Genomic DNA, 14595 nt, shown 5'->3' with positions numbered 1-14595 from the left:
TATCATTTTGTTGCTATAAATCTAAGAATAATGCTCACAAAAAAGCACCCTGCCTGAGCAAGGTGCTTAAACGCTATATCATTCAATTAGCGATTGATGTTGTAGAATGAGTCAACGCCATGGTATTCAGCTAATTCACCCAATTCGTCTTCGATGCGAAGTAATTGGTTGTATTTAGCCATACGGTCTGTACGAGACAATGAACCTGTCTTAATTTGACCAGCATTTGTTGCAACAGCAATGTCAGCAATTGTAGCGTCTTCCGTTTCACCAGAACGGTGAGATACAACGGCTGTGTAACCAGCTTTCTTAGCCATTTCAATTGCATCAAATGTTTCAGTCAATGTACCGATTTGGTTAACTTTAATAAGAATTGAGTTTGCCGTATCAGATTCAATACCTTGAGCTAATTTTTCAGTGTTAGTTACAAATAAGTCGTCACCAACTAATTGTACTTTTTCACCAATACGCTCAGTTAAAGCTTTCCAACCATCCCAGTCGTTTTCGTCCATACCGTCTTCGATTGAGATAATTGGATATTTGTTAACCAATTCTTCTAAGAAGTCAACTTGTTCTTCAACAGAACGTTTCGCGCCACCTTCACCTTCGAACTTACCATAGTTGTACACACCGTCCTCGAAGAATTCTGAAGAAGCACAGTCTAAAGCGATAAATACGTCTTTACCTGGTTCTAAGTTAACGGCTTTAATAGCTTCTAAGATTGTGTCTAAAGCATCTTCAGTACCCTCGAAACGTGGAGCAAAACCACCTTCGTCACCTACAGATGTCTCTAAGCCACGACCAGAAAGAATGCTCTTCAATTCGTGGAAGATTTCAGCACCCCAACGTAGAGCTTCTTTGAAGGTAGGTGCACCTACTGGCATGATCATGAATTCTTGGAAAGCGATTGGTGCGTCAGAGTGAGAACCACCGTTCACGATGTTCATCATTGGTGTAGGCAATACTTTTGTATTGAAACCACCTAAGTAGTGATATAAAGGTACACCAGAGTAATCTGCAGCCGCACGTGCAGCAGCAATAGAAACACCTAGGATTGCGTTAGCACCTAAGTTACCTTTGTTAGCTGTGCCGTCTAATTCGATCATTAATGTGTCGATCGCCATTTGGTTGCGAACATCTAAACCAATTAATTTCTCTGCAATTACGTTGTTTACGTTATCAACAGCTTTAGTTACACCTTTACCAAGGTAGCGACCTTTATCACCATCACGTAATTCAACAGCTTCGTGTTCCCCTGTTGAAGCACCTGAAGGAACAATACCACGACCGAATGCGCCGCTTTCAGTTGTTACTTCTACTTCAATTGTAGGATTCCCGCGAGAATCTAATACTTCACGTCCATAAACATTTGTAATTAATGGCATTTTTTTCTCTCCTTTTATTCACAATCTACTATTCATATTGTAGACATTTTCTTATCGAAAAGCAATGAAAATTAATGTTCAATAAGGCTTTGACCTGTCATTTCTTCTGGTTGCTCAATATTTAATAAATCCAGCATTGTTGGAGCCAAGTCGGCTAAGATACCGCCATCACGGATGGTGATTCCTTCTTTGGTAATAATAACTGGTACTGGATTTGTTGTATGCGCCGTCATTGGGTTACCCTCTATATCAATAACTTCATCTGAGTTACCGTGGTCGGCAGTAATGATAGCATAACCACCTTTTGCAAGGATAAGGTCTACCACTTCGCCCAAGCATTCGTCGACTGCTTCAATTGCTTTGACAGTCGGCTCTAACATCCCACTGTGTCCGACCATGTCAGGGTTAGCAAAGTTTAAGATGATAGCATCAATCGTATCTTCATTGATTTTATCCACTAGGGCATCTTTCACTTCATAAGCTGACATTTCTGGTTTTAAGTCGTAAGTTGCCACTTTCGGTGAAGGAATAAGAATGCGCTCTTCCCCTTTAAATTCTTCGTGGCTACCACCATTCATAAAGAAGGTTACATGTGGATATTTCTCAGTTTCAGCAATACGCAATTGTGCCTTGCCGTTATCTTGGAGAACTTCACCAATCGTATTCTTCAAATCTTCTTTCTTATAAACAATTTGACTTAATACGGTATCAGAATACGGCGTAAAGGTCACAAAAGTTAAGTCCTGTAAAGCTTCTCCTCGGTCAAAGCCGTTAAAGCCTGGGTTGCTTAAAGCGGTTGAAAGTTGAATCGCCCGGTCTGGACGGAAGTTAAAGAAGACAGCAGAGTCACCATTGCCAAGTTTAGCAATTGGTTCACCGTTTTCGTCCGTTACCACGAATGGTACAACGAACTCATCATAAACTTCAGAATCATATGACTTGCGAACCCCTTCAACTGCTGAAGTTTCTTTCGGACCTACACCATGGACAATCGCGTCATAGGCTTTCTGTACACGTTCCCAACGGTTATCGCGGTCCATTGCATAGTAACGTCCTGAGACCGTTGCGATTTGACCTACGCCAACTTCTGCTAAAACTTTCTCAGTATCTTCTAAGAAGCCTGCTGCTGTCGAAGGACCCACGTCACGACCGTCTAAGAAAGCGTGGATATACACCTTATCAAGTCCACGTTCTTTAGCCATTCTAACTAAGGCAAATAAATGCTCATAATGAGAGTGTACCCCACCATCTGAGACAAGTCCCATTAAATGAAGGGCTTTACCATTCTCTTTTGCATGGTCAATGGCTTGAATTAACTCTTCGCTTTCAAACATGCTACCATCTTTGATGGAGTTATTGATACGAGAAAGTGATTGGTAGACGATGCGACCAGCACCGATATTCATATGTCCAACTTCTGAGTTCCCCATTTGCCCTTCAGGTAAACCAACATGTTCACCGTCAGCGCGTAGTTGATTGTGCGGGAATGTATTCCAGTAACGATCGAAGTTCGGTTTCTTTGCAGCTTTTACCGCATTCCCTTTAACTTCGTCACGAATAGCAAACCCATCCAGAATAATTAATGCGACAGGTGATTTGCTCATTATTTAACAGCCTCCAATAATGCGACAAAAGAATCTGGCTCTAAACTTGCTCCACCAACTAAAGCTCCATCGATATGCTCTTGAGCCATGTATTCAGCGATATTCTCTGGTTTAACAGAGCCACCATATTGGATGCGAACTTTCTCAGCTACTTCTTCAGAAGTCACATCAGCAATCGCTTGACGAACGACGCCACATGTTTCATTAGCTAATTCGGCAGAAGATGATTTACCTGTACCGATTGCCCAAATTGGTTCATAAGCCACAACGGCTGTTGCAATCTGTTCTTCTGTTAAGCCGTCTAGGGCCGCTTTCACCTGACCAGATACAAAATCTGCTGTTTCGCCAGCTTCACGTTGTTCTAACGTTTCACCGCAGCAAATAATTGGAATCATACCATTGGCAAAGATGGCTTTAGCTTTCTTGTTAATGTCTTCATCCGTTTCACCGAAATATTCACGGCGCTCAGAGTGACCGATAATAACATATTCAACCCCTAAATTAGCCAGAGCTTTCGGGCTAGTTTCCCCTGTAAAAGCTCCTTCATCTTCCCAATAGCAGTTTTGTGCAGCTGCTTTTAAATCAGTTTCTTGGCTTTCTGCTTTAATTGTTTCTAAGAATAAAGCAGGGGAACCAACCACTGTATCAACTACGTCGGCTGCTGGAATTTGATCTTTAACCGCTTCAACGAAAGCTTTCGCTTCGCTTGCTGTTTTATTCATCTTCCAGTTGCCGGCAATAATAGGTTTTCTAGACATTTAATCTCTCCTCTTCTTGATTAAGTCTTACTTATCGTCGATTGCTTCAACACCTGGTAAAGGTGCGCCTTCTAAGTATTGGAGTGAAGCACCGCCACCTGTTGAGATGTGCGTGAATTTATCTTCGTAGCCAAGTTTGGCAACTGCCGCTGCAGAGTCTCCCCCACCTACAATTGACGTTGCGTCTTCATTCGCTGCAATCGCTTCACAGACACCAATCGTTCCTTTAGCAAAGGTCGGCATTTCAGAAACACCCATTGGCCCATTCCATACAATGGTTTTAGCTGTCTTAATGATTTCTGCATACTTCTCTGTTGTTTTTGGTCCGCAGTCTAAGCCTTCCCAATCTGCTGGGATTTCATCCACAGAAACAATTTGTGTATTGGCATCGTTTGAGAAATCATCAGCGACAGTGATATCTACTGGTAATTCTAATTTATTCCCGGCTTCTTCCATAACTTTCTTGGCCACTTCAAGACGGTCATCTTCTACAAGGGAGTTACCGATTTCTTTACCTTGAGCTTTCAAGAAGGTATAAGCCATACCACCACCGATAAGTACTTTATCCGCTTTCTCAAGTAATTTCTCGATAACGTTAATTTTGTCAGAAACTTTTGCTCCACCAACAATCGCTACAAATGGACGCTCTGGATTGTCAACCGCTTCACCGAAGAATTTCAATTCGCGTTCAACTAAGAAGCCAATCGCTGATTCTAAGTGTGATGCGATACCTACGTTAGAAGCATGAGAACGGTGTGTTGTACCGAAAGCATCGTTAACAAAGACATCACCTAAAGAAGCCCAGTATTTCCCTAACTCAGGGTCATTACCAGATTCTTTCTTACCATCAATATCTTCATAACGCGTATTCTGTACAAGTAACACGTCACCTGGCTCAAGACCTTTAACCATTGCCTCTAAGTCTGGACCAGATGTTTCTGGCGAGAATTTCACTTCTTTACCAATCAATTCACTCAAATGCTCTGCAACTGGACGCAAATCATTCTTAGCCTTATCTTCTTCAGTTTTAACTTTACCCATGTGTGCGAAAAGAACAAGCTTAGCATCTTGGTCCATTAAGTAATTCAAAGTCTCTAAGGATTGAACCATACGGTTATCGTCGGTAATCTTGCCATCTTCCATAGGAACGTTATAGTCTACACGTACAAGGACGGTTTTATTTGCTACGTCTAAATCTCTAACTGTCTTTTTAGCCATAATATTCTCCTTTAAGGTATTCGATATATAAAAAAACGAGGAAGCGTCTTGCCTCCCCGCCTTTCGTCTGGATAGACGCTTAACTACACTTATGCAATTCGTCGAATTATAGTGAAGCGAAGTGTTCTAACGTACGTACCATGTTTGCAACGAAACCAGCTTCGTTATCATACCATGCTACAGTCTTAACGATTTGTGAACCATCGTTAGCTTCTTGGATTTCAGTTAAGGTTGCATCGAAGATTGATCCTGCAGGGAAGCCGATGATATCAGAAGATACAATGTCATCTTCATTGTATGCGAATGATTCGTTCGCTGCTTCCTTCATCGCTGCGTTGATTTCATCTACAGATACTTTCTTCTCTAATAATGAATAGAAGATAGTGTGTGAACCTGTAACTGTAGGAACACGTAATGATCCACCGTCTAATAGACCATTCAATTCAGGGATAACTAAACCGATTGCTTTAGCAGCACCTGTTGAAGATGGGATGATGTTTTGTGCAGCTGCACGTCCATCACGGTAAGCTTTACGGCTAGGTCCATCTTGTAACACTTGTGTTGCAGTGTAAGCATGAACTGTCATCATTGTACCTGTCTTGATACCGAAGTTATCATGTAATACTTTAACAACTGGTGCTAAAGAGTTTGTTGTACATGAAGCAGCAGAAACAATCTTGTCATCAGCTGTCAATACATCATGGTTAACTCCGTGAACAACAGTCTTCACGTCACCTTTAGCTGGTGCAGAGATTAATACGCGTTTAGCACCTGCATCGATGTGAGCTTGAGAAGCTTCGTCAGAAGTGTAGAAACCAGTACACTCAAGAACGATATCGATGTCTAAGTCGCCCCATGGTAAATCTCTTGCATCACGCTCTTCGAATACTTTGATTTCTTTACCGTTAACAACTAAGTTGTCACCTTGTAATTCAACATCTGCATCGAAACGACCATGAGCTGTGTCATATTTCAATAAGTAAGCTAAGTTATCATTGTCAGTTAAGTCGTTGATTGCCACAACCTCTAAGTTTGAGTCAGTTTCAACAATACGACGGAACACCAAACGACCGATACGTCCAAAACCATTAATTGCTACTCTAATTGCCATACACAAATTCCTCCTTAAGGATTTTTATTTCAAAAGGGTTACCCCATTTAAAACCGTTTCTGCTAAACTCTCATCGCATATAAGCCAATCTAAACGTGGACTTAATTGCGCGAAAGCTTTAATCGCTTCAGCTTTATCGCTGCCTGCGACAATCGTTGTGACTAGTGGGATATTCGCTAAATCTTCCAGTTGCATTCCCACACGAGGATATTTTAACACAACTTGACCCTGCTTATCAAAGAAAGTACCGAAAGCCTCCCCGACCGCTCCTTGCTCACAAATTTCAGCTTGTTGGCTTGGATTTAAGTTCCGGCGCTCTGCCATAACCTCAGCCGTACCAACACTCAACAGCAAGCAATCAGCGTGCTTGCCCTGATCTAAAACCTGAGCAATCGAAGGTTCTTCTAACAACTTCTCAGAAGTGGCTAAATCAATGTTCTCCGGCATATACAAAGGAACATAGTCGCCCCCAGTTGCCTGAGCCATCATACTACCAACACTTGTGGACTGAATTTCAACGCTCGCACTCAAGCCACCTCGTGTAGGAACGAAAGTCACTTGCCTTCCCTCACTCAACCGTTTGGAAAAACCATGACTGATATGCGATAAGGTTGCTCCACCTGTTACGGCGATGACCGCCTTAGCGGCATGTAAGTGATTCAACAATACTTCTTCAGTTGCCTGCCCCATCGCTTCAAATACCCGAGCCTCATCAAGCCCTTTACTAGGAACAATCACGCAATTGGGAATGCCTAGTCTATCTCTTAAGCCTTGTTCAGCTTGGTAGAATGGTCGACGCTGAGCCTCATACGTTAAGTATTCTGCATGGTTTAACACTTCCAAACCTCGTTCTGTCAACATAACCCCTCGTGAATTAATATCCACGATACCTGTTGCTTTCAAGGCTTGCAGAATGGTTCGCAAAGGCCGCTCCGTCGTATGCAGTAATTCGGCTAAGTGCCGACGTCCCAAACGCTTATTTTGCTGGGATAGAAGACGTAGCAGGTCTAATCTTTGTATCAGTTCTTCCTCATATTCGGGCATAAGTGCAGAGAGCACTGTCAGAATGTCTTGCATGCGCCCCTCCTATGGACAAAAAATGACCAAGTGAAACTTTATTGGTCAGCTAATGTTCTCATAAAACTTCATATTCGTCACAACACTATACTACCATTTCTATCAGTAAATCGCAAGGTCTTCACACGAAATACTCAGATTTATTACTGGTCATTTTATGTCCATAATTATTCGACTCCCTTTCTTTCGGTACCTGCCCAAATCAGCCTATATTTAGGATAAGACCATCATTAGCCAAATAATAAGCCATATTCTAGTAGCTTGTAAGTTCCTTAACAAAGCAAAAAAAGACACACCCATAAAAATGGATGCGCCCATATAGCCGTTAGTGTCCGCTTACTTCATATTCTTATTATTCTCCATAATTGCATCAATCAAGCCATATTCTAAGGCTGCTTCAGCAGTCATAAAGTTATCCCGATCTGTATCTTTCTCAATAACTTCTATAGGTTGGCCGGTTTTTTCACTCAAGATTTTATTTAAGCGCTCCCGCGTTTGTAAGATATGACGCGCAGCAATTTCGATTTCAGTCGCCTGACCTTGCGCACCACCAAGGGGTTGGTGAATCATTACTTCAGCATTCGGCAAGGCAAAGCGTTTCCCTTTAGTTCCTGCTGCAAGTAAAACAGAGGCCATCGAAGCAGCCATACCAATAACGATTGTTTGCACATCAGCATTGATAAAGTTCATCGTATCGTACATTGCCATCCCGGCAGTCACACTCCCACCTGGAGAGTTAATATAAAGGTAAATATCCTTTTCAGGGTCTTGTGCTTCCAAGAATAGTAGTTGAGCAATGACACTGTTGGCAACATTATCATCAATTTGCCCACTTAACATAATAATGCGGTCTTTTAATAACCGAGAGTAAATATCATAAGCGCGTTCACCACGCGATGTTTGTTCAATTACTGTAGGTACTAGATTCATTCGGTATCCTCCTTTTTTTCACTATAAGTAGTATAGCTGATTGGTCAATAAAGGTCAATGACTATGCTTATTTTTCAAAGCGTCCCACAAGAATACTAACATCCAAAGTCGCTCGGCCCTTTAATTTACTTATAAGACCTTGACGCTCTTCACTGGATAATTGCCAAGTGAGCGGCGTCATCTCAACTAACGCCCCTAAATCACTATCACTCAGGGGACACACTTGAACAACACGTTCTTGGTGAAGCACTTTAACCTGCTTGGCGAAATGCTCATAGACCTCTTGATTACTATATGTTTCTAATGGCTTGCCCGAAAGCTTATGAATGGCCTGGCGAATTTCTCTTAAGTAACCGGCATTAGGAAGCACTTTAATCAGTAAACCATCTGAATCAAGAATGCGCTTAAATTCTTGATAATTCGCCGGTGAGAAAATCGACAACACCCAACCTAAGCTTGCGTCCATCACCGGTATATTCCCTAAATCACCCACCACAGGCAACATATCTCCAGCATAAGTCGTAGCCATTTGCACAGCATCTTTCGTAATATCCATGGCGATGACCGGTGGACACGTCATAAGTCTTTGGCATACCTGGTAAAGGTGGCTGGCTTCCCCACTCCCAGCATCCAGACCTGGCCTGCTCTCTAATTTGAAGTCCATTAGTATTTGTGCCAAAGCCTCATGTAAAGCTTGGTAAAACTCACTGTCTTCAATAACTTGCCGCCTTGCTTGGAAAAGCTCTTTAGAATATTGATCGCGAAGTGAACCCTTCAATAAATTCACATAACCCTGCCGACTAATATCAAAGCGATGTTGCTGCGGACATACCAAGCTACTCTCATCCAAGGCTAAAGGGCCCTGACAGTGTATACAGCGCAAAGTCGGATGTGCATCATCCATTAGCCAAGCCTTTGTACGCTCTTTCTTGCTTAAAAGCATCTTTCCACCTCCGATATATTAATACCATCGCAAAGTTTATCCTTCCCATCTGCTCAACTGCCTATCCTTTAAACATATAAGAAGCTACTGCCTTAGAATAGATCGCTTCCAGATTGTGGAGTAGTATTAATACACTATACTAAACATAACAAAAAAACCTGCGGAATCCACAGGTCTCAAATACAATTATTCAGCTGATGCAACTTGCTTTCCATCATAGTGACCGCATGAGTTACATACACGGTGGCTTAATTTAAATTCACCACAGTTCGGGCAGCTATTGATGCCTGGCAAGCTTAATTTTTTATGCGTACGACGTTTTCTTTTGCTAGCTTTAGATGTTTTACGTTTTGGTACTGCCATGATTACACCTCCATTATCAGTCTTTTCCTTCACTCGTATCCGATTGTTCGAGTAGCGTCTTGAGGGATGCAAAGCGTGGATCAATGGATTCAGCTTTTTCTTGTTCTTTCTGTTGAATAAACGCTTCCTCAGTCAAAACAGTCCAATCTGAACCCGAAGGTAAATCGCTTTGCTCTTCTTCCGGTGCCAATACTTGCATAGGAATATTCAAGAGAATCGCATCGATAGCTGCAACAGCTAAGTCAATGGCTTCCTCTTCTAATTCCAGCACAACCTCTTCGGTTGTATCCATTGCCACCTGACTATTCGGGTAGACATAACGCTCTCGAATAGGGACATTGAGTTCGATTGTTACGGGTTTTAGACTACGACTTGAAGGTACAGTTAAAGTTGCTTCCACTTCAGCATGAAGGAGGAAACTCTCATCAACTTCAACGAAATACCCAGAAATCCGAACAGGTTCAACATCGATAATCGAATCATCGCGTTTGATTAATTCCGCTTTGATATCAGATGTTTCATCAAAAGGAACAATCTCTTCAGGATGCTCACGAATTTCTCGAATCGTCCATTTCATCTTTCTCACCTCTAAAACGACAAGATTCATTATATTGAAGAATAGAATCCTTGTCAATCCTTCTTTGTATTTTTTTAGCGAATTATTTCATCCACAAATGATAATGTCTCAAGTGAACGTAAATGAAAATGTCCCACTTTAGTGTATAGTAAAGCTAAGGAGGGATCTCAATGGAGGATTATCTTAACATGAATGAGAAACATAAATATAATATCATCAAGGCCGTCGTCAATGGACGGAAATCCAAAGCTCGTGCTGAAGTGGAATTAAACTTATCCAGACGACAGATCAATCGATTGATTCTTAAATACAAACAAGAGGGGCGAAAAGGCTTCAGACACAAGAATGCCAACCGCAAACCTTCTACAACCATTGACCGTCATACTCGAAAACGAATTGTTCAGCTCTATCGCTCGAAATACTATGACTTTAACTTCACGCACTTCCATGAAAAACTTCAAGAAGTTGAGGGGGAACACCTCTCTGAAAGCTCGCTGAGAAATATCTTGAAGGAAGTGCACATTGTCTCGCCTCTGGCTACCCGTCGAACTAAACGGCGTGTCGCTAAAGAGCTCGAAGACAAAGCGGACAAGAAAGGCTTAACCCATCACGAAAAAGATACCTTACAGGGGGTTCAAATCGTTGAAAACTCAAAAGCACACCCGAGTCGTCCTCGATGCAAATATGCTGGGGAACTGCTTCAAATGGATGCCTCACAGCATCCATGGTTTGAGGCGGATGAGAACGATTACTACCTCCATGCCGCCATTGATGATGCCACTGGCACGGTCGTAGGCGCTTATTTCGCGGCACAGGAGACGCTTGAAGGCTATTACCAAGTCTCACATCAATTCCTGACCCACTACGGTATTCCTCATCGCATTTTGACGGATTATCGCAGTATCTTCTCAGGGGCCCACGCACCAAAAAAGGGCGCTGCTCTTGAAGAGCAGGCCCTCACTCAATACGGATATGCTTGCCAGACACTCGGAATTGAACTGGAAGCGACCTCAGTCCCCCAAGCTAAAGGACGTATTGAACGTCTTTTCGGTACATTTCAAAACCGCTTACTTCAAGAAATGCGGTTAAGTGGTATCCGCAATATGGATGAAGCGAATCAGTTTCTAAGGGACTACCTCCCGCAGTTTAATCAAAAATTCGCTCACCCCATTAAAGATAGCATAAATGCCTTTGAAAAACTATCAGCAGACACAAATCTCAATCAGATCCTCGCTAAATTTGCCCTACGTGTCATTCACTCTGGTCATACCGTTCGATACAACAACCAAGTCTATCATCTTTACGACCAGCATGGGCAGCAAGTCTATTTGCCAAGAAAAACGAAAGTCATGGTTATTAGCACTCGTAATCAACAACTCTTTGTCTCTCATAAAAATCAACTCTTTGAGCTGATTGAAATGCCGTCACACCAAGCTGTGTCTAAAACACTGGATATTCAGGAAGCTCAACCTAAACCGAAGCCACACATTCCACCCATGTCGCATCCGTGGAAAGCTCAATCTTATCAACAATATCTAAAGAAACAAGAATACATAAAGAAAAAAGAGCTAGTTGAAGTGACATCTTGATCCTTCGTGATGAAGGGCGATGCGCTCTTTGTATCGCCCTTTATTGCGAAGCAACCAAGCGAAGCGCGGTAGTTTTTTACTCCCTTTCTTTGCACGTTAAAAAACAAAAAATCGGGACATTTTCATTTGTGCTTGACATCCTTCTTTGTATTTTTTTAGCGAATTATCATAGGGAAACGCGACCGATTCTGCTCTGGGACACTTTGCCAGTCACCTAATTGCATTACTTGATCAGCCTGATAATTTAACTCATATCTAGGAAAATGCTTCTGCTTTAAATTACTGAATAAGTCCACTTGTTCTGTATCGACGTGCTTCAACCAAGCTTGGCCTCGCTGGCTCATCCCCAATATACGTAAAGCTGGTTTGGCTTTCGTGTCAATATCGGCTTGTTGCCAAGTATCCAGCTGATGATTTAAAAGAACATGCATACTTAAACGTTGAATACTGGCCCGTGTCCAGCGTTTAGATATCATATACTGGGTAAAGGCTTCAAAACTAGTATGCTCTTGGCAAGCTGCCATAAAGCGTGCTTCAATTCCTTCACGTATTCCGTACATATTGGCCAAATCTGTTTTAGATAAGGTCAACACGCGGTAACGTAGCATTGGATAGTACGCTTCCATCTGGGGTAAGGCAGCATCCAGTAGAACTTGATAGGTTTCCGGAGGAACACTATCTTCAAGTAACTTACCTGCACTTAAAGCCTGACGGATTTGACTGCCACTAAGAACTTTATGGCCTTGGAAAGCCTGCACCCGCTGGAGAGATAAAGGTGTCAAAGGCTTCGCTAACTGACGATTAGCCCTTAAATATTGCAGAGAGAGCAGGTGATTGGGTGCATCCCGCTGGAAATTTGCCGGCGCGTCGTAGATTGCTTGCATTGCTAATTCCACACTGGCCGCATAAGAGTGGCCCTTCTGCAAATATTTCTGAATGCCGTCATCCAGCGCATCAGCATGCCTTTCTTGAAAATCCAGCAAAGCTTCCAAGTCTGACACTTGCGCCTGCTCAGTCCCGAAAAGGAAGGCATCAATACCCAATTTAGCCAACAATTGTATATGTTTGCTGGCGAAATAGTCTGCCCCTTGAAGGGTCGCAGTGATGGGTGCTTCAATCACTACATCAGCCCCATAGCTTAAAGCCAGTCTCGCCCTTGTCCATTTGTCTAATACTGCAAATTCACCGCGTTGCACGACGTTACCACTCATTAAGACGATGATGGGACAGTCGCCTGCTAATTGGCGCGCTTTAGCCAACTGATAAGCATGACCCCAATGAAAGGGGTTGTATTCAGCAATAATTCCAAGTGCTTTCACCAGTTCACCTATTTCTCAACGATAAAGACGAAACGTCCCGCAAATTCAGGATATTGCTCCCAAGCTGCTTCATCTAAAAGCTGAATATTCGCTTCGGCAAAACCTACTTGCATCAAAGCTTGTCGATAAGTCTCCAGTTCATAGGTCCGCTCAGTCAAAGTAGTCTCCAGCCGTTCATAAAATCCAGACTCTCTCTCATCGAAAACGGTCAAATAGTGCTCCACTTGGTAAGGCTCCTCTTCTGATGTGCAGAAACTGTGCCACAATAGGGCACCTTTTTCATCCACATCACTGTAGTTAAAGCCATCGAAAACATCAGTCATCTGTTCTGGTTGCCATACGTCAAATACGAATAGGCCCCCAGGCTTTAAGACGCGGTAAGCCTCAGCTAAAGTCTGCTTAATACTAGCTAGATTAGGTAGGAAACATAGGGTATCAAGAAAAGCGGTCAGAAGTGTAAAGCTCTCATCGGCAAAGGTTAATGTGGTCATATCCATCTGCTCGAAATGTAGATTTTCTACCGTCTCAGCTTTTAGTGCCTTATCAATCATCCCAGAATCTACGTCGATACCCACCGCTTCATCAGCTAGAGCAGCTAGCATTTGCGTTAATAAACCTGTTCCACAGCCTAAATCTAAAAAGCGTTGAGTTCCTTGGGGCAGTAATTGAAACATAAGACCAAACCAGTCCATGTATGCTTCCGCATTATTAAAGCGATCATAGACGTCTGATATATCCCGAAAAGCCATGTTTATGTCAACCATTCGTGAATATCAACAAGTGGAGCATCCTGCCAATTCTTCTCTATATTATAATGAGCCCGCTCCGTAAAGTGGAAGACATGTACGACAATATCATACAAGTCAATCAATACCCAGCGACCTCCCTGTTGACCTTCAATGCTCTTAACCGGAATATCTGCTTCGGCACAAGCATCAAGAATCGCTTGCACCACGGCATCTAATTGTCGCTCATTCTTCGCATCCATAATGACGAAATAATCAGCAATCGGGGTTATTCCCTGCACATCCAGAGCCATAATATTCTGCCCTAAACGGTCATCAGCTGCGCGAATCACTGTTTCTAAATGTTGTTCTGTTGTTTGAACCATAATACCTCCTAAATGGTTTTGCTGCTTGTCTTCTTAACAAAAGCATTATAATTTTCAATACTTGGTAAGTAGATTAACTCACTGTCTTTGATTAATTTACGAATCGAACCTGCCATCTTCAATAAGACCGCTTGGTCCAAGTCTTCAAAAGCAACTTTACGCGCCTTATCCACAGCTTTAAATTTACGCTTGGGTTCAATATAATCCGCCACAAAGATCACTTTCGATAGTACACTCATCCCTAAAGCTCCAATTGTATGCTCTGCAATAGCCTTTAACACTTCCACATCTTGGCAGCCAAATTGGCTGCGCGCAATCTCTGCTGCCGCAGGGCCATGCCACAAGTTTCCATTAAATTCCCCTAACAAAGGGTCACCAGTATAAGCTAAGGCTAGTTCGCGCATGGCCGCGTCAGGCATCTCTTTGGCATAATCATGCATCAAAGCAGCGACACTTGTTCGTTCGAAGTCTACCTGGTAAACTTCTGCTAATTCCAAAGCCGTTGCCTCCACCCGCAAGACATGCTCAAAGCGTTTAACGCTTAAGCGTTCGCTTAAATCCGCCAGAAGCGTATCTCGATCAATGGATAGAATATGGTAATCTGTCATCT

At 42.6% G+C, this 14595-nt stretch carries 15 protein-coding genes; 1 reads left to right on the top strand and 14 read right to left on the bottom strand.

Annotated features, from left to right (window positions below; translation table 11 throughout):
- Positions 1-86: 86 nt before the first annotated feature.
- The 10 genes from eno to CL176_RS03450 all read right to left on the bottom strand — a co-directional run bounded on the left by eno (position 87) and on the right by CL176_RS03450 (position 9966).
- Positions 87-1385, bottom strand: a complete 1299-nt coding sequence (gene eno, locus CL176_RS03495; RefSeq protein WP_118990083.1) for a phosphopyruvate hydratase — start codon at positions 1383-1385, stop codon at positions 87-89.
- 71 nt (positions 1386-1456) lie between these two features.
- Positions 1457-2989: a 2,3-bisphosphoglycerate-independent phosphoglycerate mutase gene (gene gpmI / locus CL176_RS03490; RefSeq protein WP_118990082.1), complete on the bottom strand. Its 1533-nt coding sequence runs from the start codon at positions 2987-2989 to the stop codon at positions 1457-1459.
- Positions 2989-3747, bottom strand: coding sequence for a triose-phosphate isomerase (tpiA, locus tag CL176_RS03485; protein WP_118990081.1), 759 nt, complete (start codon positions 3745-3747; stop codon positions 2989-2991). Before tpiA ends, gpmI begins: the two co-directional genes overlap by 1 nt.
- A 27-nt stretch (positions 3748-3774) precedes the next feature.
- The gene (locus CL176_RS03480; RefSeq protein ID WP_118990080.1) at positions 3775-4965 is read right to left on the bottom strand and encodes a phosphoglycerate kinase; all 1191 of its coding nucleotides are present in this window, start codon (positions 4963-4965) and stop codon (positions 3775-3777) included.
- A gap of 106 nt (positions 4966-5071) precedes the next feature.
- Positions 5072-6076 carry a type I glyceraldehyde-3-phosphate dehydrogenase gene (gene gap / locus CL176_RS03475; protein ID WP_118990079.1) on the bottom strand — a complete coding sequence of 335 codons (1005 nt, stop codon included), beginning with the start codon at positions 6074-6076 and terminating at the stop codon, positions 5072-5074.
- A 24-nt stretch (positions 6077-6100) separates the two neighbouring features.
- Positions 6101-7153 (bottom strand): sugar-binding transcriptional regulator, encoded by a 1053-nt coding sequence (locus CL176_RS03470; protein WP_118990078.1) that lies wholly within the window; start codon positions 7151-7153, stop codon positions 6101-6103.
- A gap of 336 nt (positions 7154-7489) precedes the next feature.
- Entirely contained in the window at positions 7490-8083 is a 594-nt protein-coding gene (clpP, locus tag CL176_RS03465) for an ATP-dependent Clp endopeptidase proteolytic subunit ClpP (protein WP_118990077.1), read from the bottom strand.
- A 67-nt stretch (positions 8084-8150) separates the two neighbouring features.
- Positions 8151-9026, bottom strand: coding sequence for a putative RNA methyltransferase (locus CL176_RS03460; RefSeq protein WP_118990076.1), 876 nt, complete (start codon positions 9024-9026; stop codon positions 8151-8153).
- 186 nt (positions 9027-9212) lie between these two features.
- A complete protein-coding gene (gene rpmF / locus CL176_RS03455) occupies positions 9213-9389 on the bottom strand; it encodes a 50S ribosomal protein L32 (RefSeq protein ID WP_118990075.1) in 177 nt (58 codons plus the stop codon).
- A 16-nt stretch (positions 9390-9405) separates the two neighbouring features.
- On the bottom strand, positions 9406-9966 hold the full coding sequence (locus CL176_RS03450) for a YceD family protein (RefSeq protein ID WP_162890807.1): 561 nt from the start codon (positions 9964-9966) through the stop codon (positions 9406-9408).
- Positions 9967-10136: 170 nt separating this feature from the next.
- Between CL176_RS03450 and CL176_RS03445 the strand changes: the two genes are divergently transcribed.
- Positions 10137-11555 (top strand): ISNCY family transposase, encoded by a 1419-nt coding sequence (locus CL176_RS03445; RefSeq protein ID WP_118989613.1) that lies wholly within the window; start codon positions 10137-10139, stop codon positions 11553-11555.
- A 155-nt stretch (positions 11556-11710) separates the two neighbouring features.
- Here the strand turns inward: CL176_RS03445 and CL176_RS03440 are convergent, their stop codons facing one another.
- The 4 genes from CL176_RS03440 to yqeK are packed head-to-tail and all read right to left on the bottom strand — an operon-like array spanning position 11711 to position 14593.
- Positions 11711-12874, bottom strand: a complete 1164-nt coding sequence (locus CL176_RS03440) for a tRNA(Met) cytidine acetate ligase (RefSeq protein ID WP_162890806.1) — start codon at positions 12872-12874, stop codon at positions 11711-11713.
- An 8-nt stretch (positions 12875-12882) separates the two neighbouring features.
- The gene (locus CL176_RS03435) at positions 12883-13623 is read right to left on the bottom strand and encodes a class I SAM-dependent methyltransferase (RefSeq protein WP_162890805.1); all 741 of its coding nucleotides are present in this window, start codon (positions 13621-13623) and stop codon (positions 12883-12885) included.
- A gap of 2 nt (positions 13624-13625) precedes the next feature.
- Entirely contained in the window at positions 13626-13985 is a 360-nt protein-coding gene (gene rsfS / locus CL176_RS03430; RefSeq protein WP_118990071.1) for a ribosome silencing factor, read from the bottom strand.
- 8 nt (positions 13986-13993) lie between these two features.
- Positions 13994-14593, bottom strand: a complete 600-nt coding sequence (yqeK, locus tag CL176_RS03425; RefSeq protein WP_118990070.1) for a bis(5'-nucleosyl)-tetraphosphatase (symmetrical) YqeK — start codon at positions 14591-14593, stop codon at positions 13994-13996.
- Positions 14594-14595 lie beyond the last annotated feature (2 nt).

Origin of the sequence: Suicoccus acidiformans, from assembly GCF_003546865.1 — a bacterium.
GTDB classification, from domain to species: Bacteria; Bacillota; Bacilli; order Lactobacillales; family Aerococcaceae; genus Suicoccus; species Suicoccus acidiformans.
This window is presented reverse-complemented; position numbering and strand designations above follow the sequence as displayed.